The organism is Sphingobium sp. B12D2B, assembly GCF_025961775.1.
GTDB lineage: Bacteria > Pseudomonadota > Alphaproteobacteria > Sphingomonadales > Sphingomonadaceae > Sphingobium.
This window is the reverse complement of record NZ_JAOQOH010000001.1, coordinates 1,627,295-1,647,801: the sequence shown is the minus strand read 5'-3', so window position 1 is coordinate 1,647,801 and position 20,507 is coordinate 1,627,295. Positions and strand designations below refer to the sequence as shown.

The following is a 20,507-nucleotide window of genomic DNA, read 5'->3' as shown; positions in this document are numbered from 1 at the left end:
CATCCATAAAGCCTCAGCCGGCTAGCCCGTCGCGGAACCATTCGATATGCTCGCGCTATTCCGAAACAGCCGGCTCCCCCTTCCCAACGGACGACCGGCCCATCGAGAGACATGCTTTATGAAGAGGCCGACCTGCGTGACGACATTTGCCCTTGGTTTCATGCTGGCTGCCGGCGGCGTGCCCGCGACGGCGAGCTTCGCGCAGGATGCGCCGATCATCGAGCGCGACCGCCTGTTCGGCAACCCGGACCGCGCTCAGCTGCGGGTGAGCCCGGATGGCAAATATCTCTCCTGGCTCGCCCCGCGCGATGGCGTGATGAACATCTGGGTCGCCCCGGCCGACCATCCCGATCAGGCCAAGCCGATGACGGCGGAGAAGGACCGGCCCATCGGCGTGCATTATTGGACCGCCGATTCCGCCATGCTGCTCTATGTGCAGGACAAGGGCGGGGACGAGAATTACCTGCTCTACGGGGTCGATGTCGCCACCGGCGCCGAGAAGCTGCTCACGCCCTTCGAGAAAACGCGCGTGATGATCGTCGGCACCTCCACCACGATCAGCGACCGCATTCTCGTCGGCATCAACAACCGCGACGAGCGCTGGCACGATGTCTATAGCCTCAACCTGAAGACCGGGGCGCTGACCGAGGTCATCCGGGGCGATGGCTATGCCGGCTTCCTCGCCGACAATAATCTCGTGCTGCGCATGGCACTGCGGCCCAATGCCGAGGGTGGCTATGATTTCTTCCGGGTCACGAACAACGTCGTGGAAGACAAGCCCCTCTCCCGCACGACGCTGGAAGATGCCCTGACCACCCAGCCCGCCGGCTTCACCACGGATGGCAAGACGCTCTACTGGCTGGATAGCCGGGGCCGCGACACCGCAGCTTTGATTGCGCAGGACGTCACCACGGGGAAGAGCAAGGTGCTCGCCGCCAATGACAAGGCCGATGTCGGTGGCGCCATGGCCGATCCCGTGACCGGTGAGATCGAGGCTTATTCGGTGGAGTATCTGACCACAGAGTGGACGGCGATCGACCCGGATGTCGGCCAGTCGCTGGCATGGCTGCGCGAGCGGCTGAAGGGCGATTTCCAGGTCACCTCCCGCACCCGCGACGATAGCGTCTGGACGATCTACAACGATCCGGTCACCGCGCCGGCCGCCGCCTGGCTGTACGACCGCAAGAAAGGCGCGCTCACCAAGCTCTATGTCAGCCGCCCCGATCTGGAAGGCGCGCCGCTGGTGCCCATGCATGCGCGGGAGATTCCCGCACGCGACGGTCTCACTCTGGTCTCCTACCTCACCCTGCCGCCGGGCAGCGATGCAGATGGCGACGGCGTGCCGGACAAGCCGGCGCCGATGGTCCTGCTCGTCCATGGTGGGCCGTGGGCGCGGGACAGCTTTGGCTATAACAGCTATCATCAGTGGCTGGCCAATCGCGGCTATGCCGTGCTGTCGGTCAATTTCCGCGGTTCGACAGGCTTTGGCAAAAGCTTCATCACGGCCGGCGATCTGCAATGGGGCCTCAAGATGCATGACGACCTGATCGACGCGGTCGATTGGGCGGTCAGCAAGGGCATCACCGCCAGGGACAAGGTTGCCATCATGGGCGGCAGCTATGGCGGCTATGCGACGCTCGCCGGCCTCGCCTTCACGCCGGATGCCTTCGCGTGCGGCGTCGATATCGTCGGCCCCTCCAATCTGGAGACGCTGCTGAACACCATCCCGCCCTATTGGACCGCCGGCATCGAGCAATTCCACCAGCGCATGGGCAATCCCAATACACCCGATGGGCTGGCGCTGCTCAAGGCGGCCTCCCCGCTGCACAAGGCGGGCCAGATCAGCAAGCCGCTGCTCATCGGCCAGGGCGCGAACGACCCGCGCGTGAAGCAGGCGGAGAGCGACCAGATCGTCGAGGCGATGAAAGCCAACGCCATTCCGGTGACTTACGTGCTCTACCCGGACGAAGGTCATGGCTTCGCCAAGCCGCAGAACAATATCGCCTTCAATGCGATCACCGAGAGCTTCCTCTCGGCCTGCCTCGGCGGGCGGGCAGAGCCAATCGGCGCCACGGTCAAGGAGTCGAGCGCCAAGGTGCTGGCCGGCGCAGACATGCTGCCGGGCCTGCGCGATGCGCTGAAATAACTCGAAACAAAGGCAGGCCGGTGCCGCCCGGCCTGCCGCGATCTAGGCGAATGTTCGAAAATGAGACAGTCTGGCGCATCCTTTAGGGAGGCGTTCCATGTTGAAGCCCATGCTCGCGGCCGCTCTGGCCGCCCTGTCTCTCCCCGCTCATGCCATCACCCCATTCGAGATCAGCGGCACCGCCGATGTATACCGTATCGATCAGATCGCGCAGACCACGACCTATCTGGGCAAGACGACGTTTTTCGCGAGTGGCGATCTCGCGGTGGGCGGCAATGGCGGCGGCACCATGCCCGGCGATTTCACCTATTCCGCCCTGTTCGGCCATGTGACGCGCTGGGACATCGGCTTTTCATTCGGGCCGGAGACGGCCGATCCCTTTGACGGGCTGTTTCACGCCACGCAGGGCGGCGGCCTCTTCATGTCCGGCTACGAGGTGTTTGACCGCGCCGACCTGACGATCACCAGCGCGCGCATGTGGCAGGATGAGAGCTGGCCGGCCGAACCCTTCCCCGATATCCGCTTCGGCTCCTTCGTCCCCGAACCCGCAAGCTGGGCGATGATGATGGGAGGCCTGGCGCTGGTTGGTGCGATGATCCGGCGGCGGGAGATGTCGTTGAGCTTGGCGCGGGCCTGAGGACCAAACCTCCCGACCGGTACCACCCGTGCTCCTGCGAAGGCAGGAGCCCAGGGCCCAACCGCAGCACACTATCGCCCTGGGCTCCTGCCTTCGCAGGAGCACGCGCTTTTCTTGCTTGGTAAGTCCCTGATGCCAACGCCCGCCCGCAACAATCGCGGGCGGGCGCCGGACCAGATCAGGCGAAGTAAACCGCCTTCGTCTCCGTGTAGTTCTCGAGACCTTCGATGCCACCATCCCGACCGAGGCCGGACTGCTTGAAGCCGCCGAAGGGCATGTGAATGTCCACCATCATGCCGTTGATCGTCACCGAACCGGCGCGATATTCGCGCGAGACGGCGAAGCCGCGCTCGGCATCCTGCGTGTAGATTGCGCCGTGCAGACCGTAGACGGTGTCATTGGCCTTGGCGATCATGTCCGCCTCATTGTCATAATCGACGAACGAGACGACCGGGCCGAAAATCTCCTCCTGGAAGATCGTCATGCTCGGGTCGACGTCGGTGAACACCGTCGGCTCGATGAAGAAGCCACGGTTGAGGTCGGCCGGGCGACCGCCGCCGAGCGTAAGCTTGGCGCCCTCGGCCTTGCCCTTGGCGATATAGCCCTGCACGCGCTCAAGCTGGCGCTGCATGGTGAGCGGACCCATGCCGGTATCGGCCTCGAACGGATCGCCGACCTTCACCTTGGAGACGGCGCTCGTATAGGCGTCGATGATCTCGCTCTTGCGACTCTTGGGCACCAGTACGCGGGTCAGCGAGAAACAGACCTGCCCGGTGATCGGCATGGAATAGGGCACGAGGCTCTTGAGCACATGGTCCATATCGGCATCGTCGAGGATCATCGCCGCCGACTTGCCGCCCAGTTCCAGGCTGACGCGGGCGAGACGCTCAGACGCGACGCCGGCAATGTGCTTGCCCGCCGCGGTCGAGCCGGTGAAGCTGATCTTGTCGATGCCCGGATGACGGATGAGGTGATCGCCCACCTCGCGCCCGGCCGGCAGCATGTTGAACACGCCGGCGGGGATGCCCGCTTCCTTGATCGCTTCAGCAAGGATGTGCGCGTCGATGGGCGTTTCCGGCGAAGGCTTGCAGACCATGGTGCAGCCTGCGGCCAGCGCGGCTGCGACCTTGTAGACCAGCAGCACCAGCGGCGCGTTCCACGGGGTGACCGCCGCGACGACGCCAACCGGCTCCTTCACAACGCGCACCTTGTTGCCGCCCATCGAGCCAATGCGCTCATCGACGAACTTGTAGCTGTCGCACAGCTCGCCATAGAATTTGAACAGGCCGGGCACCTGATAGCTGGCCTTGCTGGAGAAGCCGATCACGGCGCCGACCTGGCCCGTCCAAGCCTCGGCCAGCTCGGGCATGCGCGCCATCAGAATGTCGGAGACCTTCTTGAGGTACACGCCGCGCTCGGCGGGCGCCATACGCGGCCACGGGCCGGTGTCGAAAGCCTTGCGCGCGGCGGCGACAGCGATGTCCACGTCCGCCGTGGTCGGCTCGAAATAGGTTAGGACGGTTTCCTCGTCATGCGGGGTCACCACCGACAACTCGTTGGTGCCGCTGCTCTTGCGCCATTCACCATCGATGAACAGCTGCGCTGCGCCGCGATCCTTTATGCCTTTGATCGTCTTGTTGAAATTTTCCATGCCGAATCTCCTAAGATCGAACGTCCTCTTCGTGGCGCCTTAATTGGCGATTGGTACGCGAAGGCGCAAGCATGCGATGGCCACTTTCCGGATCGATCCCTGCCTCATGCTGCATTGACAGGGCGCCCGGCCGTGCCGAAGAAGGAGCGGAAAGGCATCGCGAACCGATGGGAAGGCGAACGCCTGCCGGCAAAGAGAGATCAGCCATCATGACCAGCGAAATGATCACCGTCGAAGCGCTTGTGGAGGCGCCCATCGATCATGTCTGGCGGTGCTACACGACGCCGCAGGACATCATGCAGTGGAATGCCGCATCCGATGACTGGCATACGACGGCAGCAAGCGTCGACCTTCGCGAAGGCGGCGCATTCTCTTCACGCATGGAAGCCAAGGATAGCGGCGTGGGCTTCGATTTTGCGGGCACCTACACCCGCATCGAGCCGGAGCGCCTGATTGAATATGCGTTCGGGGAGCGCACCGCCCGCGTGACGTTCGCGTCCGAAGCAAATGGCACCCATGTTCAGGTGCAGTTCGAGCCGGAGGACGAACATAGCCGCGACTTGCAGCGGGACGGCTGGCAAGCGATCCTCGACAATTTCGCGCGCCACGCCAAACAGGCGCATCAGGCGGGCTGACCCGCCCAATGGGCGGCGGTCAGTCGATCACGTCCATCGCCATGAGCCGCGCGACCGTCTCGTGCCGGAAGCGCTCGAAACTGCTGCGTGCGTCGGGCACCGGCAGACCGGTCACGAAGGCGGTTTCCAGATCCTGATGCATCGCGCGCATTTCCGGCAGGAATTCGCTGTGCGTAAGGATGTGGGGGCGGTTCTCGCGGATCGCCTCGACCACCAGTCGTCCCATTTCCAAAGGGTCCATGGCGGCGCGCATCGCGGCCCAGAAGCGCTTGACGAACACGCCCTCCTCGCCCGGCGGGGCACTGCTGTCATCTTCCGGCACCGGCATCAGCGCGCTCTGCACCGCGCCCGGATAGAGGCAGGACACGCCAATGCCATGCGGCGCCAGATCGAGCCGGAGTGTCTGGGTATAGCCGCGCACGGCATATTTGCTCGCGGCATAGGCGCCGGCACCGGGCAGCGGCACCATGCCGGCCATGGAGGCTGTGTTGATGACATGACCGCCCTCGCCCTGCGCCTTGATGATCGGCACGATGATCTTGCAGCCGTTGACCACCCCGCCCAGATTAATCCCGATGGTCCGGTCCCAATCCTCAAAGTCGGGATCATCCGCCGCACCGCCGCCGCCGACGCCGACATTGTTGGCCAGCAGATGGATCCTGCCGAACATGTCCAGCGCCTCCTGCGCCGCTGCGCGCAGGGCGGCCCGGTCGGTCACGTCCACCTTGATGAAGTGCGTGGCATTGTTGCCCGTCATGAGCTCGCGGGCGGCATCGAGATGGTCCTGATTGTAATCGGCGATAACGAGCTTCATGCCCTCGGCCAGAAACGTGCGCGCCATGCCGAGGCCAATGCCACTCGCTCCGCCCGTCACGAAGGCCACCTTGCCCGCAAAATTCTTCATGCCCGCCTCTCCTCATGGTCCGTGCGCCTTTGAACGTCACGCATTGCAAACAGGGTAACCCGCCGGAGGATCGGCGCCAAGCGGCTTGACCCATGCCGGACCGGACGCCATCAGGGCGGCGCGTGAAGGCTGCCGGGCAGCGATGGAATAAGGAGACGCAGGTGCAGTCCATTTTGGTGATCGGCGCGGGTTCGATGGGCTGCCTGTTCGCGGCACGTATTGCCGAGAGCGGCGCGGACGTCCTGCTCATCGATGTCGACAAGACCCGCATCGAAGCGATCGACCGCGACGGCATCCACCTCACCGACGACAATGGCACGCGCACCATCTCGCTGCGTGCCGGGCTTGCGGCCGATGCCCAGCCGCCCATCGACCTCGCTCTGCTCTTCACCAAGGGGATGCACAGCCGCTCGGCGATCCAGTCGATCGCGCATCTCGCGGCCAGCGGCACCTATGTGCTCACGCTCCAGAATGGTCTTGGCAATCCGGAGATTGTGGCGGAAAGTTTTCCTCAGGACCAGATCCTCAAGGGGATTGCCGCACTTCCGGCCGACCTCCATGGCCTCAATGGTGTGGAATCCCACGGCACCGGCCATGTCGAGTTGGGCGCGATGACGCCGGCCGGCGCGCAAGCGGCGCAGGCCGCGACCGCCCTGCTCGCCCGCGCCGGTTTCGACGCGCGCTACAGCACGGACATTGATGTCGCGATCTGGGAAAAGGTCGCCTTCAACGCCGCGCTCAACCCGCTCGGCGCCGTCACCGGCCAGCCCAATGCCGGCGTGGACAACGCACCCGGCCGCCGCATCATTGCAGCGATCGTCAACGAGGTGGTGGCCACGGCCAAGGCCCATGGGGTGACGGTCGACCATGCTCGCATCACCGCCAGCATCGACCATGCCCTGGCCGAACATCGCGGTCACAAGGCTTCCATGCTGCAGGACATGATTGCCGGCCGTGCCAGCGAGATCGACTTCATCAACGGCGCCATCTGCGACCGCGCCCAAGCGGTCGGCGTCCCCGCGCCCAGCAATCAGACGATGGCCGATCTCGTTCGGTTGATGGAGATGGCCCGGCGATAATCCGAGCTATAACATCTTTTATTGCAGCGCCTTGCACGCCGCATTGAAGACCATCTCTCGCAGCGCCGGAAAATCGTCGATCCCGTAGTCGGCAGCGTCATCGCTGCAGGCGATCTCGACGCGGCCTTTCCACAGGCGCAGGTCGATATCCTCCGGCTTGATCACCCGGCGCGCGGCGATGTCGTAGAAGCTCCAGACGCGCGGCGTGGTATATTCGCCGACATTCTGCTCCACCACCAGCGCCAAGCGTCCGTTGCTCAGGCGCACGACCGAGCCGATGGGGTAGACGCCCACGCTCTCGATAAAGTGATCGAGAATCTCGTCATCCAGCTCGCCTTCCATGCCCCGCATCAGGCCGAGCGCGGCATTGGGGTCGATCCGTGGCCGATGCGGCCGGTCGGACGTCATCGAGTCATAGACGTCGCATACCGCCGCCATGCGGCCGAACAGGCTGATATTCTCGCCAGTCAGTTGGTTGGGATAACCGGAGCCATCGCAGCGCTCATGATGCTCAAGGCAGACCAGTGCGACATCCTCGGCGATTTCGCCACCCATCTGGAGGAACTCATAGCCAAGCGTGGTATGCGTCTCGACGATCTTGCGCTCGCCCTCGCTCAAATCGTCGCTGATCGTCGCCACGTCGATGGGCAGATGGCCCATGCCCACGTCCATCAGCAGCCCGGCCAGCCCGGCTTCCTTCACCCGAGCATCATCGAGGCCCATCTGGCGGCCCAACGCGATCATCAGCGCGCTCACCGCCAGGCCGTGCGCATAGAGCGAACTATTCTCGCGGCGGATGCGCATCAGGCCGTTGAAGGCGTGCGGATTGCGCTGCACGGAGGCGAACAAATCCTCGATCACCGGCTCCACCTGCCCTCGCGAGATGGCTTTGCCCAGCCGCGCCTGCTCGAAGACGGCGCTCATCACGCGGTTGGACCGCGCCACCACCGCCTTCGCATGGCCCACCTCTGCACCGACGCTCAAGGCCGTCGTGGAGCGGGGATTGAACGGAACGACGTTCGATCCGCTCGCGTGCTCCGGCACTAGCTTGCGCAGCCGCTCCATGCGCACCCGCTCGGCAAGACCGACACCGCCCGAGGGGGCGGAGGAGCCCGCAGCCACGAGCGGTCGACGCAGCGTCGCCGCCGGCGGACGCGGACCGCCCGCACCCGCGACATCATCGCCCTTGTCGACGTCGATCATCACGCCCTCGACCTCGCTAGCGCGCAGGTCGGCAAGGATTTGGGGGTCGGTCAGCAGGAATTTCGTCCGCCAGAACGGGTGCTTGAGCCACGGCCCTTCAAGTTTGTGAATGAACATGCCGAGTTTCACGTCAGCAACATCGATTCTCTTGAGCATCTGGACTCCGCCGGTCAGGTACGAGCGACGACGATGGCGCCCGCACGATACTGAACGGCTAAGAGCCATGGTTATTTAATGGTTCGCCTTGTCCATGCACCATGATTGTCCGCCTTTTTGCGGCCAGGGAGGAAACGGCGTTGCATTGACATCGTGAACAGGACGCAGCACGCACCGCGCATGGCAAAGGAAACCCGCGCCACCCGGGCGCTGAGCAAGGCCGGCATCGCCTTCACCATCCATCTCTACGATTATGATCCGGCTGCCGCCCATATCGGCCTGCAGGCCGCCGAGGCATTGGGTGAGCCACCAGAGCGCGTCTTCAAGACACTCATGACGCTGGTGGATGGCAAGCCGGCCTGCGCCATCGTTCCGGCGAGCAGCGAAGTGGCGATGAAGAAGTTTGCAGCCGCCCTCTCCGCCAAGAGCGCTGCCATGATGAAGCCGGCCGATGCCGAGCGCCTGAGCGGCTACAAGGTGGGCGGCATCAGCCCTTTTGGACAGATGAAGCCGATCCGCGCGGTGATCGACGAGAGCGCTTTGGCCCAGCCGCACATCTATCTGAATGGCGGCCAGCGCGGCCTGCAACTGTGCATGGCGCCAGATCAGGCGATCGCCGCACTTGGCGCGACGGTTGCGGCCATCACCGCCTAACGCGCAGGATCAGGCGAGATCGCCTTGCGTGGGCACTGATGGGCCACGCGGCTTCCATCGCGACATGGTGAGGGTGAAGCAGGAGCCCCCATTGACCGTGCGGTAGGTCGCCGCGCCGCCATGCGCCTCGGCAATGCCCCGCACCACGGAGAGGCCAAGACCGCTGCCTTTCGCCGCTCCGCCCTGCTCCATATAGCGACGGAACGGATCGAAGGCATGGCGGGCGAACTCCTCCGTCATCCCGGGGCCCTCGTCGGTCACGCTCAGGAGCACGCTGGACGAGGAGATGCGCAGCGTCACGGCCAATTGACCGGGATCGGCATGGCGATGGGCATTCTCGAGCAGCGCCATCAGGGCCTGTCGAATACGTGCGGTATCGACATAGCATAGGCCGCGATCGAAGACGGTGACGATGCGGAAGCCCGCGGTCTCCAGCTCGGGCTGCATCAGCCGGACGACCGTCTCCATTTCTTCGGCGAGATCGACCTGCTGGAAGCGCATGTCCAGCCGGCCGCCTTCCATGAGACTCACCGTGCGTAGATCCTCGATCAAGCGGGTCAGGGCATTCACTTGCGTGACGAGCGAGCGCAGCAACGGGGGATCGGGCGCGAACACCCCGTCGGCGAGGCCCTGGAGACGCCCGGAGAGGATCGTCACCGGGGTGCGCAGTTCATGCGCGATGGTCGCGTTCCAACGGCGGACGGCCTCCCCCGCCTGCTCCAGCCGGTCGGCCAGCAGATTGAAGTCCTCCACCAGCATCGTTGCCTCGGTGGGCGCACGATCATCGCTGCGCGCACGGACCTTGATATTGCCATCCGCAATGATCCGGGCGGTCTGCGCAACCGAAACCAGTGGCTGAACGATCCGCCGGGCCAACCGGGTCGCCACCAGCACGGCGATGCCGGTGGAGACCACGCAAAACAGCCCGATGAGCAGCCATTCAATGCCGTGCGGGCGCCAGTCGTCCGTCAGCGGAAACAGCATATGCGGCGCCACCCGGATGATGACGCCATAAAAGATGTAGAGGCCGATGATCGTGATCAGCACCGATGCGACGGTAGAGATCACCGTGGACAACACGATCTGCCGCCCCAGACCGCCTGCCGGCTTCTTCATGAAATATCTGCCAGGCGAAAGCCGACGCCGCGTACATTGTTGATGAAGCCGTGGGCGCCGGCCTCCTCGAGCTTGCGCCGCAGCTTGCTCAAATGCGTATCCACCGTCCGGTCGAGAGCGTCGCCGCCCGGCAGGCAGGCATCGACCAGCTCGCCACGCGAGAACGCCCGCCGGGGCGCGCGGGCCATGTGCGCAAGAATGCGGAACTCGGTGAGGGTGAGGGACAGGCTCACGCGCTGCGGATCGTACCCGACGATCACGCTGGCCAGATGGCTGTCCATATCGATTTCGATTGGCCCGACCCGCAGGATGGAGCCCCGGCTGCCGCCGGACCGGCGCAGCACGGCGCGCGCCCTTGCGGCCACCTCCAGCGCGTTGAACGGTTTGACGACATAATCGTCCGCTCCGATGCGCAGCGCCTGCAGCTTGTCGATATCCTGATCGAGCGCAGTCAGCATGATAACCGGGGTCGAGCCACGACGCCGCAACTCGGCCAGCACGTCCCAACCATTGAGCCGCGGCATTTGCACATCGAGCATCACGAGGTCCGGCTTGAGGGCAAGGTGCAGCTCCAGCGCGGTCCGCCCATCTGCGGCACGGACCGTCCGGAAGCCTTCCCGCTCCAGATAGGCGGCGATGACATCGGCGATTTCCGGTTCGTCTTCCGCGACCAGCACGAGCGCGTTTTCGGCATCCATAGCATATCCTTCTGCCTGCAAGCCGTTACCGCAGTTCCAAACGGGGGACCACCGGCCTCCACAATTTCTCTACACTTGACCAACACTGCCTCGACAAGCCAGTCCCAAAGGGCCAGCGCGGACAAGCAAAAATCAAGAGTCGGACATGATGACAAAATGCCCCCCCAGGCGCTCCGGCGCCTATATCGTTATCGCGTCGATGGCGCTTGTATTGTCCGCCTGCTCAGGAGGTGAGACCCCATCCTCGCCTCCGCCGCCAGAGGTATCGGTCGTGAAGGTCTCCCCCTCGCGCGTCGACGTGGCGGACGAACTGCCGGGCCGGGTGATGGCCTTCCGTGTGGCGGAAATCCGCCCGCAGGTGAATGGCGTCATCCAGCGCCGGCTGTTCGAGCAGGGCTCCGAAGTGCGGGCCGGCCAGCCCCTGTTCCAGATCGATGCGACCCCGTTCCGCGCGGATACACAGAGCGCCGCAGCCGCCGTGCAGCGCGCGCAGGCCGCCCTCAACCGCGCCCGCATCCAGGCCGAGCGCCTGGCGCCGCTGGTGAAGGTCGATGCGATCAGCGGACAGGCCTATGACGATGCCGTGGCCGCGCGCGACCAGGCCGCTGCCGATCTTGCCCAGAGCCGCGCCACGCTGGCACGCCAGCAGGTCGATCTCGGCTTCGCCACGATCCGCTCGCCGATCAGTGGCCGGATCGACCAGTCCATGGTGACCGAGGGCGCCCTTGCCGCCGTCGGCGGCGCAGAACCGCTCGCCACCGTCCAACAGATTGACCGCGTCTATGTGGACGTGCGTCAGCCGGCCGCCCGCCTCGAAACGCTGCGCGAGGCGGCGCGTGCCGGCAATTCCGCCCAGGGCGCGCCCGTGGAGATCCTCTCATCCGAGGGCAAGCCCTATGCGGCGACCGGGCGCCTGCTCTTCTCCGGCATCAGCGTCGATCCAGGCACGGGCGAGGTGATCGCCCGGGTCGAGGTGCCCAATCCCACGCGGGCGCTGCTGCCCGGCATGTTCGTGCGTGCGCGCCTGCCCCGCATGGTTCTGCCCAGTGCGCTGACTCTGCCGCAGCAAGCCGTGCTGCGCGATCCCGCCGGTCAGGCCAGCGTCCGGATTGTTGGGAAAGACGGCAAGGTCGAGCTGCGGCCGGTGCAGACCGGGGATGTGCGCGACGGAAACGTCCTGATTACGCAAGGCATCAAGGCTGGTGAAGCCGTGATTGTCGAAGGGCAGGATCGGGTCCAGCCCGGCGCCACCGTTTCGGCCAAGCCATGGCGCCCTGCAGCCGCCGCCAAGCCCGCCGCGGCCGCGCGCTGAAGACGAAAGCGAACCCATGCCCCGTTTCTTCATCGATCGGCCCGTTTTCGCCTGGGTGGTCGCCATCGCGATCATCCTAGCGGGCGTCATCGCCATCCCGCGCCTGTCGCTGGAGCGCTATCCGAGCATCGCGCCGCCAAGCGTCGAGATCACCGCGACCTATCCCGGTGCCACGCCGCAGACGCTGAATGACAGCGTCGTCAGCCTGATCGAGCGCGAACTCTCAAGCGTGCGCAACCTGCTGTACTTCGAAAGCTCGACGGATACGTCCGGTCAGGCCACGATCACCGCCACCTTCCAGCCGGGGACCAACCCGGAACTGGCGCAGGTGGACGTGCAGAACCGGCTCAAGGCCGCCGAGCCGCGCTTGCCGCAGATCGTCCGCCAACTCGGCATCCAGGTCGATTCCGCCAATCGCAACTTCCTCAATCTGGTGAGCCTGGAATCGTCCAACGGCCAGCAGAACCTCGAGGAACTGTCGGATTATGCGGCGCGCTATGTTGTCGAGGAGCTCAAGCGTCTCCCCGGCGTCGGCCGTGTCCAGCTGTTCGGCGCCGAGCGCGCGATGCGCATCTGGGTCGATCCGGCAAAACTGGCGTCCTACGACATTGCGATGAGCGATATCACGGCGGCGATTGCTGCACAGAACACGCCGGTTTCGCCCGGCGTGCTGGGCGGCGAGCCGATTGCCGAAGGCCAGCGCGTCAAGGTTCCGATCACCGTCGAGGGCCAGCTGAAGACCCCCGAGCAATTCCGGGAGATCGTGCTGCGCGCCGGAACGGATGGCTCCGCCCTGAAGCTGGGCGATGTCGCCCGGGTCGATCTTGGTTCCGCGTCCTACTGGTTCCAGACGCGCCTCAACGGCAAGCCCGTGGCGTTGATGGCCGTCCAGCTCGCGCCCGGCGCCAATGCGGTCTCCACCTCCGCCCGCGTGCATGAGCGCATGGTCGAGTTGGCGCGGGCCATGCCCAGCGGCATGTCATACCGCATTCCGTTCGACACCGCGCCTTATGTGAAGATCTCGATCGAGAAGGTCATCGAGACCCTGGTCGAGGCGATGGTGCTCGTCTTCCTGGTGATGTTCGTCTTCCTCCAGAAATTCCGCTACACCATCATTCCCGCCGTCGTCGCGCCGATCGCCCTGCTCGGGACCTGCGCGGTGATGATGCTGGCCGGCTATTCCGTAAACGTGCTGACTATGTTCGGCATGGTCCTCGCCATCGGCATCATCGTCGACGACGCCATCGTGGTGGTCGAGAATGTCGAGCGCATCATGGCCGAGGAAGGGCTGCCGCCCAAGGAAGCCACACGCAAGGCCATGGGCGAGATTACGGGCGCGATCATCGGCATCAGCCTCGTCCTCACCGCCGTGTTCGTGCCAATGGCATTCTACAGCGGCTCGGTCGGCGCGATCTACCGGCAGTTCACCATCTCCATGGCGGTCTCCATCCTGTTCTCGGCCTTCCTTGCCCTGAGCCTGACGCCGGCGCTCTGTGCGACATTGCTCAAGCCGGTCACGGGCCATGAGACCAAGAAGGGCTTCTTCGGCTGGTTCGACCGCAAGTTCGACACGATGACGCACGGCTACCACAATTGGGTGACGCGCGCCCTGAAGCGCAGCGCGCGGATGATGGCGAGCTTCGCGGTCATCGTGGTGCTGATGATCGTCGGCTATACAAACCTGCCTTCCTCGTTCCTGCCCGATGAAGATCAGGGCTATTTCATGACCGTCTTCCAGCTCCCGTCGGACGCGACGTCCGGCCGAACGCTGGAAGCGCTGGAAGTCTTCGAAAAGCACACCGCGCAGCGCGCCGGCATTGCCGACACCATCTCGGTGCTGGGCTGGGGCTTCTCCGGCGCGGGCGCCAATGTCGGCCTCGGCTTCACGATGCTCAAGGACTGGAGCGAGCGTGACGGCGCGACCGCATTTGGCGAGGCCGGCGCGGCAAATCAGGCCACCGGCGCCGGCGTGCGCGAAGGGCTCGTGATGAGCCTCATCCCGCCATCCATCGATGGCCTTGGCACCACCGGCGGCTTCTCCGCGCGCCTTGAGGACCGCTCGGGCCGTGGGTTCGATGCCCTGATGGCCGCGCAGTTCCAACTGCTCGGCATGGCCGCGAAAAACCCGGCCCTTGCCGGCGTCTATCCGGAAGGCTTGATGCCCGGCACCAGCGTCGAGATGGTGATCGACCGCCAGAAGGCGCAGGCCATGGGCGTGCCCTTCGAGTCCATCACCTCCACGCTGAGCGGGGCCATGGGCTCGGCCTATGTCAACGACTTCCCCAATAATGGCCGTATGCAGCAGGTCATCGTGCAGGCTGATGCCCCCTTCCGCATGAACCTTGAGGACGTGCTCAAGCTGTATGTCCGCAACGCGGCCGGAAACACGGTCCCGCTCTCGGAGCTGGTCACGCCGCGCTGGGAGACAATGCCGCTGCAGCTGGTGCGCTATAATGGCTATCCCGCCATGCGCATTGCCGGCCAGCCCGCGCCCGGCCACTCCAGCGGCGAGGCCATGGCGGAGATGGAGCGGCTTGCGAGCCAGCTGCCGCCCGGCTTCGCCATCGAATGGACCGGTCAGTCGCTTCAGGAAAGGCTCGCTGGCAATCAGGCGATCCTTCTGCTGGGCCTCTCGATGCTGGTCGTCTTCCTGGTGCTGGCCGCGCTGTACGAAAGCTGGGCAATCCCGGCGGCGGTGATGCTGGTCGTGCCGCTCGGCGTGCTCGGCGCCGTGCTGGCGGTCACGCTGCGCAGCATGCCCAACGACGTGTTCTTCAACGTGGGCCTCATCACGATCATCGGCCTCAGCGCCAAGAACGCGATCCTGATCGTGGAATTTGCCAAGCATGCTTATGATAACGGCATGTCTGCGGTCGACGCCGCTTTGCACGCAGCGCGCCTGCGCTTGCGGCCGATCCTGATGACCAGCTTCGCCTTCACGCTCGGCGTCGTTCCGCTGATGCTCGCGGGCGGTGCGAGCAAGGAGACCCAGCGGGCCATCGGCACGGGCGTCTTCGGCGGCATGATCAGTGCCACCATTCTCGCGATCTTCTTCGTCCCGGTCTTCTTCGTGGTGGTGATGAAGCTGGTCGAGCGACAGAAGCGCAAGAAGCATGTCGATGGTTCATCGCAGACGCCCGCCGCCTACCCCGCATCGGAGAATTGAGATGCGTAAATTTGCCCTCGCGGCGCTGCTGCTGACCAGCGCCTGCTCGATGAACCCACGGCTGGAAACGCCGCCTGCCCCGGTTGCGCCGGTCTACCCGCTCGCCTCTCCCGAAGAGGCAGCCAGTGCCGCGGCGCTGGACTGGCACGAGATGTTTGGCGACCCGCGCCTGCAGCGGCTCATCGAGCTGGCGCTGGAGAATAATCGCGATCTGCGCGTCGCTACGCTCAAGGTCGAGGCTGCCCGCGCGCAGTTCCGCGTCGCAAGAGGTGCGCAACTGCCGACGCTGGATGCCAGCGCCGCTTATTCCCGGCAGCGCGTCTCGGCGGCCGCCTCACAAACCGGCGCTGGGGCGGAGTTCAGCCAGTTCTCCGCCAATGCTGCGCTGACCAGCTTTGAGATCGATCTGTTTGGTCGCCTCCGCTCGCAGAGCGAGGCCGCCTTCGAGCGCTATCTCGCCACTGACGAAGGCCGCCGTGCCGCGCGCATCGCGCTGATCGGGTCGATCGTCGATGCCTATCTGGCCGAACGGCTCGCCGAGGAGCAGCTTGCCCTCACCGACCGCACGCTGGGCGACTGGCAGGATTCGCTCGCGATCACTCGCCGTCTCCAGCAGGCGCGGCAGGTCAGCGGGCTCGATGTTGCGCAGGCAGAGGGACAGGTGAGTCAGGCCCAGGCCGATCAGGCGATGCGCACGCGGATGCTGGCCGAGGCGCGCAACGCGCTGCAATTGCTGGTCGGGGCGCCCCTGCCCGCCGACCTGCCCGCCCCCATCGCGCTCATGGACCAGCCGATCCGCACCCAGCTGCCGGTCGGCCTGCCCTCCGCCCTGCTCGCCAGCCGGCCGGACATCCGTCAGGCCGAGCATGAGCTGGTCGCCTCCAATGCCGATGTCGGCGCCGCCCGCGCCGCCTTCTTCCCGCGCATTTCGCTCACAGGTCTGTTCGGCTTCACCAGCATGGCGCTGGACAGCCTGTTCGATAGCGCAAACCGCAACTGGTCGTTCACGCCGCAGATCACCCAATCGATCTTCAACGGCGGCAGTTTGCAGGGCCAGCTCGATCTGGCGAAGGTTCGCAAGTCGATCGCCATCGCAAACTACGAAAAGGCCATTCAGTCTGCGTTCCGCGAGGTCGCAGACGGGTTGGCCGGGCGGGAGACCTATACCCGCCAGATCGAAGCCCAGCGGGGCGTGGCCCAGTCGGCCGCGCGGCGCGCCGAGCTTTCCCGCCTGCGCTATCAGGCCGGGGTCGATGCCCGGCTGGAACTGCTCGATGCGCAGCGCAGCGATTATGCTGCGCGGCTCGCGCTGCTGGAGTTGCGGCGTCAGGAGCTCTCCAGTGCCGCCGGGCTCTACCGGGCCCTGGGCGGGGGCGATGAGCCGACCGCGCCGACTGCTGGTCAGCCGACGCCGCCGAACTCCCAGTGACCATAGGCTTTCCCTCGCAGCAGTGAGGGCACCTGTGACGCCGGAACCGGCTTACTGAACAAGAAGCCCTGCCCCAGCGTGCAGCCCCGCGCGCGGAGATAGCGGGCCTGCGCGATGGTTTCGACGCCTTCCGCGACCGTCTGCATCCCCAGGCGCCGGGCCATCTGCAACACGGCGTCGATAACGGCCGTCGCGCCGGGGGTGCTGTCCTCGATACGGTCGATGAACGACTTGTCAATCTTGATCACGTCGACCGGAAATTGCTGGAGATGGCTGAGCGAAGCATAGCCCGTGCCGAAATCATCCAGTGCGACCATCACTCCAAGGCCGCGCAGCTCCTCGAGCATCCGCGCGACTTCTGGCCCCAATTGCCCGATGAGCACAGTCTCCGTCACTTCGATGTCGATCTGGGCCAGACCCTGCCGATGGGCCCGGGCGGCATCTTCCAGACGGGCCGGCAAACTCGGCGCGCGAAAGTCGCCCGCGGACACGTTGACCGCGATCCGCCCCGGCTCCAGCCCATCGGCCCGCCAGCGCGCAATGTCCGCAAAGATGCCGCAGATCATCCGGTCGGTCAGCCGCACCGACATTTCGGCATCCGAGAACGCCGCCTCGATGGCCGCAGGCGGCAGAACCTGGCTGTTCTCGGCCACCCGCAACAGCGCTTCCCAGCCGTCGATCTGCCCGGTCTGGAGGTTCACCTTGGGTTGGTAGAACGGCACGATGCGGTCCTCGTCCAACCCTGCGCGCGCCATGACCAGCATGCGGGTTCGCCTCTCGGATGCTACCTTGAGGGACGGGGAGAACTCCCGGACGGAGCCGGGCATGTCGGCCTTGGCTGCATAGAGAGCAAGGTCAGCCGCGATCAGGAGGTCCCCGGGCTCAAAGCCATCGCGCGGCCAGACAGCGACACCGACGGAAAAGCTGACCGGAATGCGCAGTTCTTCGATCTGCACCGGCACTTCAAAGCAGCGCTTCAAGGCGTCCGCTACCGGGCGATATTCGTCCGCCGCAGACAGGCCAGGCAAGATGATTGCAAACTCGTCGCCGCCCAGCCGAGCCGCTGTCGCCCCCTCGGGGATACAGGAGGACAGGCGCCGAGCGACCTCCACCAACACCCGGTCGCCTGCGGCATGGCCGAGCGAATCGTTCATTTCCTTGAATCCATTGAGATCCAGGATCATGAGCGCCACCGGATCACCGGAATCACATGCCGCGTCGATCGCGGCCTGAATACGAACGCCGAAGAGCGCCCGGTTCGGAAGCCTAGTGAGATGGTCGTGATACGCGGCCCAATTCAGTTCGGCCTGGGCCTGCTTCTGCTTGGTGATATCCAGTATCGATCCGACAAGCCGGACTGCTACGCCCTTGTCGCCGCGCACGATGACACTTCGCGCCTTGGTATCGATGAACGTCCCTTTGGCCGTGCGAAACCGAAACTCCTCGAGCCAGAACTTCTGGCCACTCTCCAGGGCCCGCCTCTGGTTGGCGAGGACCCGCTCCCGGTCATCGGGGTGAATACGCTCGATCCACCAATCGAAATGCGTGGCTTGATCCAGTTCCGGATAGCCCAGGACTTTTTTGTACGCCCCGCTCCAGGTCGTAATGCCGGTTGGCAGGGAGCAGTCCCATATGACGTCGTTCCCAGCTTCCGCCGCCAGGCGGTAACGCTCCTCGCTCTGCCTGAGCGCGGTTTCGGCGATCACATGGTCGTGGATGTCTTCCAGCGTGCCATACCAGGCGAGGACTTTGCCATCTTCACCCCGGTGAGGCCGCGCCCGCGCCCGGTACCAGCGGTACATCCCGTTCGCCATGCGGATGCGATAGCGGACATCGGCGGCATCCGACTGATTTTTGACAACGTCCGCCCATAAGGCCTGAACGGTCGGAAGGTCATCAGGATGAACGGCCTGCGTCCATCCATATCCTAGCCCGGCCTCTAGATCGAGGCCCACCTGTTCAGCCCAAAGCGGGCCAATTTCGGTGATGCGTCCCTCCGCATCGGCCATCCAGGCGATCTGGGGATTGAGCTCGACATAGGCGCGATGATGCGCTTGCACATGGGCAAGTTCATCGAGCGCCTCGGCAAGCTGGCCGTCATCCGCCGATGCCGCACTGCCACCCATCAATCCACGCCAGGCCAGAACAAGGGCGGTCATGAAGAGCAGACTCGCCACGCCTTCGACGATGATACGATCCATGTCAGGCCCAGTAGTCGTGCCGGCACGCGCACCCAAGGCCGCAACCCCTGTCAGCAGGATCGCTGAAAACGAAACGCCTGTCACCAGCCCGGCCATCACAAGCCAGGCCCGACGTACGCTCTGCGATTTCATGTTGAACGTATGACCGAGAATGGCCGTGGCTGTTAAAATGCCAGACCCGCAAATCGCCACAATGATCAGCATGCCCCGAATCTGCTGATCAACCACGACCAGATGGTAAAAGCTCTCCACGCCGTCCAATCGTCTCTGAGTTTAGGAGAGTGCTAAGCGTTCAAAGGTTAGTAAAACGTTGCCATAGGACGAAACGAACGGGCTAATCGTCAGATCGATCAAATGGTGCTCACAAACCAGGAAAGATGACGCAAAGAAAAATCGCAGTTTTCGGCTCGACCGACGAGCCGAATTCCGTAGCGTTTCTCGCTCAATCCCCCTGGAAGCGCGGCACCCGCTTCTCCAGAAAGGCCGCGACGCCCTCCTGAAAATCCGCGCTGTGGCCGGCCGCTGCCTGATTGGCGGCTTCGATGCCCATCGTCTCCGACAGGCTGTGATTGAGTGCGGCAGCGACCTGCTTACGGATCATGCCGATGGCGCGGGTCGGCCCCTGCGCGAGTTTGAGGGCAAGACCGCGTGCGGTTTCGCCGAGCCTCTCGTCGTCGGTCACGCGGGCGACCAGTCCGGCGTCCTGCGCCTCCTGAGCGCTCATCGGCTCACCAAGAAGCGCCAATTCCAGCGCCTTGGCGCGCCCGGCGCTCTTCGCGACCAGCCATGTCGCGCCAGCATCGGGCACGAGCCCGATATTCACGAAGCCAAGCTGCAGATAGGCAGAGCGCGCCATCACCACGATGTCGGCGGCCAGCGCCAAGGCGACGCCAGCGCCGACAGCCGGTCCGTTGATCGCGCTCACCACCGGGATATCGAGGCCGGCCAACCGGAGGAACAGAGGATGGTAATAGGTCGCCAGGGTCTCCCCGAGATCGGCGCCGATGCCTTCGCTATCGGCCAGATCCGCGCCGGAGCAGAACGCCCTGCCCGTCCCGGTGATCAACACGGCCCGCACACCTGCACGCACGCCCTCATCGAGCTTGCGGGTCAGGTCTGCCAGCAGGCCGGTGGAAAGGGCATTGAGCCGCTCGGGGCGGTTAAGGGCAAGGGTCAGCACCCCATCGTCCAGCGTGGACAGCACGATCTCGCTCAATCGATCCTCCCTTGCGGCGCGGTTGCCGACCGCTGTTCTGACTGGGCGCAGGCTAGCATCGTACCCGCGCGCGGCAAGCGTCGCGCCAGAGCGAGTATGGATCGGCAAACACGAGCAGCAATTTGCGGAATTGCGAAATGAGCTGGTTCCGCTACGGTGCGGGCGTCTTGAAGGACGTCCTGGTTTATCGGCACAGGCGCTAACCCGCGGATGAAAAATTTGCGGATCGTGCCCACTGTCCCGGCCAGTGCGGCGATCCCTCACCCCGACTCGTACCCCGGAGACAGTCCTTGCCACGCGGAAA

15 protein-coding genes are annotated in these 20,507 nt (G+C 64.8%); 8 read left to right on the top strand and 7 right to left on the bottom strand.

Annotated features, from left to right (window positions below; all coding sequences use genetic code 11):
• Positions 1 to 136: 136 nt before the first annotated feature.
• Positions 137 to 2,146, top strand: coding sequence for a S9 family peptidase (locus M2335_RS07825; protein ID WP_319801192.1), 2,010 nt, complete (start codon positions 137 to 139; stop codon positions 2,144 to 2,146).
• 97 nt (positions 2,147 to 2,243) lie between these two features.
• The gene (locus tag M2335_RS07820) at positions 2,244 to 2,783 is read left to right on the top strand and encodes a PEPxxWA-CTERM sorting domain-containing protein (protein ID WP_264594327.1); all 540 of its coding nucleotides are present in this window, start codon (positions 2,244 to 2,246) and stop codon (positions 2,781 to 2,783) included.
• Positions 2,784 to 2,961: 178 nt separating this feature from the next.
• Here the strand turns inward: M2335_RS07820 and M2335_RS07815 are convergent, their stop codons facing one another.
• Entirely contained in the window at positions 2,962 to 4,434 is a 1,473-nt protein-coding gene (locus tag M2335_RS07815) for an aldehyde dehydrogenase (RefSeq protein WP_264594326.1), read from the bottom strand.
• A 209-nt stretch (positions 4,435 to 4,643) separates the two neighbouring features.
• Between M2335_RS07815 and M2335_RS07810 the strand changes: the two genes are divergently transcribed.
• Positions 4,644 to 5,069: an SRPBCC domain-containing protein gene (locus tag M2335_RS07810; RefSeq protein ID WP_264594325.1), complete on the top strand. Its 426-nt coding sequence runs from the start codon at positions 4,644 to 4,646 to the stop codon at positions 5,067 to 5,069.
• 19 nt (positions 5,070 to 5,088) lie between these two features.
• On the opposite strand, the gene M2335_RS07805 is transcribed toward M2335_RS07810, so the two are convergent.
• Positions 5,089 to 5,973 carry an SDR family oxidoreductase gene (locus M2335_RS07805; RefSeq protein WP_264594324.1) on the bottom strand — a complete coding sequence of 295 codons (885 nt, stop codon included), beginning with the start codon at positions 5,971 to 5,973 and terminating at the stop codon, positions 5,089 to 5,091.
• A gap of 161 nt (positions 5,974 to 6,134) precedes the next feature.
• Here M2335_RS07805 and M2335_RS07800 point away from each other — a divergent pair, with 161 nt between their 5' ends.
• A complete protein-coding gene (locus M2335_RS07800; RefSeq protein ID WP_264594323.1) occupies positions 6,135 to 7,052 on the top strand; it encodes a ketopantoate reductase family protein in 918 nt (305 codons plus the stop codon).
• 18 nt (positions 7,053 to 7,070) lie between these two features.
• On the opposite strand, the gene M2335_RS07795 is transcribed toward M2335_RS07800, so the two are convergent.
• Positions 7,071 to 8,411, bottom strand: a complete 1,341-nt coding sequence (locus M2335_RS07795) for an HD-GYP domain-containing protein (RefSeq protein WP_264594322.1) — start codon at positions 8,409 to 8,411, stop codon at positions 7,071 to 7,073.
• A 180-nt stretch (positions 8,412 to 8,591) separates the two neighbouring features.
• Between M2335_RS07795 and ybaK the strand changes: the two genes are divergently transcribed.
• Entirely contained in the window at positions 8,592 to 9,065 is a 474-nt protein-coding gene (gene ybaK, locus M2335_RS07790) for a Cys-tRNA(Pro) deacylase (protein WP_264594321.1), read from the top strand.
• Between the two features lie 9 nt (positions 9,066 to 9,074).
• Here the strand turns inward: ybaK and M2335_RS07785 are convergent, their stop codons facing one another.
• Together M2335_RS07785 and M2335_RS07780 are read right to left on the bottom strand one after the other, a co-directional pair.
• Positions 9,075 to 10,181: an ATP-binding protein gene (locus M2335_RS07785; protein WP_264575594.1), complete on the bottom strand. Its 1,107-nt coding sequence runs from the start codon at positions 10,179 to 10,181 to the stop codon at positions 9,075 to 9,077.
• Complete coding sequence (locus M2335_RS07780; RefSeq protein ID WP_264594320.1) at positions 10,178 to 10,879, bottom strand: response regulator transcription factor; 702 nt, start codon at positions 10,877 to 10,879, stop codon at positions 10,178 to 10,180. Before M2335_RS07780 ends, M2335_RS07785 begins: the two co-directional genes overlap by 4 nt.
• A gap of 271 nt (positions 10,880 to 11,150) precedes the next feature.
• Here M2335_RS07780 and M2335_RS07775 point away from each other — a divergent pair, with 271 nt between their 5' ends.
• Genes M2335_RS07775 through M2335_RS07765 form a run of 3 tightly spaced genes read left to right on the top strand, consistent with a single transcriptional unit; the run spans position 11,151 to position 16,786 of the window.
• On the top strand, positions 11,151 to 12,191 hold the full coding sequence (locus tag M2335_RS07775) for an efflux RND transporter periplasmic adaptor subunit (RefSeq protein ID WP_264594319.1): 1,041 nt from the start codon (positions 11,151 to 11,153) through the stop codon (positions 12,189 to 12,191).
• A gap of 16 nt (positions 12,192 to 12,207) precedes the next feature.
• Positions 12,208 to 15,357 carry an efflux RND transporter permease subunit gene (locus tag M2335_RS07770; RefSeq protein WP_264570657.1) on the top strand — a complete coding sequence of 1,050 codons (3,150 nt, stop codon included), beginning with the start codon at positions 12,208 to 12,210 and terminating at the stop codon, positions 15,355 to 15,357.
• 1 nt (position 15,358) lies between these two features.
• Positions 15,359 to 16,786: an efflux transporter outer membrane subunit gene (locus M2335_RS07765; RefSeq protein ID WP_264594318.1), complete on the top strand. Its 1,428-nt coding sequence runs from the start codon at positions 15,359 to 15,361 to the stop codon at positions 16,784 to 16,786.
• Here M2335_RS07765 and M2335_RS07760 read toward each other — a convergent pair.
• Together M2335_RS07760 and M2335_RS07755 are read right to left on the bottom strand one after the other, a co-directional pair.
• Entirely contained in the window at positions 16,759 to 19,191 is a 2,433-nt protein-coding gene (locus M2335_RS07760) for a putative bifunctional diguanylate cyclase/phosphodiesterase (protein WP_264594317.1), read from the bottom strand. The two genes, M2335_RS07765 and M2335_RS07760, sit on opposite strands and share 28 nt — an antisense overlap.
• Positions 19,192 to 19,429: 238 nt before the next feature.
• Positions 19,430 to 20,203 carry an enoyl-CoA hydratase-related protein gene (locus M2335_RS07755; RefSeq protein WP_264594316.1) on the bottom strand — a complete coding sequence of 258 codons (774 nt, stop codon included), beginning with the start codon at positions 20,201 to 20,203 and terminating at the stop codon, positions 19,430 to 19,432.
• Between the last annotated feature and the right edge of the window lie 304 nt (positions 20,204 to 20,507).

Coding starts and splice junctions, on each gene's coding strand:
- M2335_RS07795 (WP_264594322.1), bottom strand. CDS start 8,411: ATGCTCAAGAGAATCGATGTTGCTGACGTGAAACTCGGCATGTTCATT.
- M2335_RS07785 (WP_264575594.1), bottom strand. CDS start 10,181: ATGAAGAAGCCGGCAGGCGGTCTGGGGCGGCAGATCGTGTTGTCCACG.
- ybaK (WP_264594321.1), top strand. CDS start 8,592: ATGGCAAAGGAAACCCGCGCCACCCGGGCGCTGAGCAAGGCCGGCATC.
- M2335_RS07820 (WP_264594327.1), top strand. CDS start 2,244: ATGTTGAAGCCCATGCTCGCGGCCGCTCTGGCCGCCCTGTCTCTCCCC.
- M2335_RS07765 (WP_264594318.1), top strand. CDS start 15,359: ATGCGTAAATTTGCCCTCGCGGCGCTGCTGCTGACCAGCGCCTGCTCG.
- M2335_RS07770 (WP_264570657.1), top strand. CDS start 12,208: ATGCCCCGTTTCTTCATCGATCGGCCCGTTTTCGCCTGGGTGGTCGCC.
- M2335_RS07810 (WP_264594325.1), top strand. CDS start 4,644: ATGACCAGCGAAATGATCACCGTCGAAGCGCTTGTGGAGGCGCCCATC.
- M2335_RS07815 (WP_264594326.1), bottom strand. CDS start 4,434: ATGGAAAATTTCAACAAGACGATCAAAGGCATAAAGGATCGCGGCGCA.
- M2335_RS07805 (WP_264594324.1), bottom strand. CDS start 5,973: ATGAAGAATTTTGCGGGCAAGGTGGCCTTCGTGACGGGCGGAGCGAGT.
- M2335_RS07780 (WP_264594320.1), bottom strand. CDS start 10,879: ATGGATGCCGAAAACGCGCTCGTGCTGGTCGCGGAAGACGAACCGGAA.
- M2335_RS07760 (WP_264594317.1), bottom strand. CDS start 19,191: ATGCTGATCATTGTGGCGATTTGCGGGTCTGGCATTTTAACAGCCACG.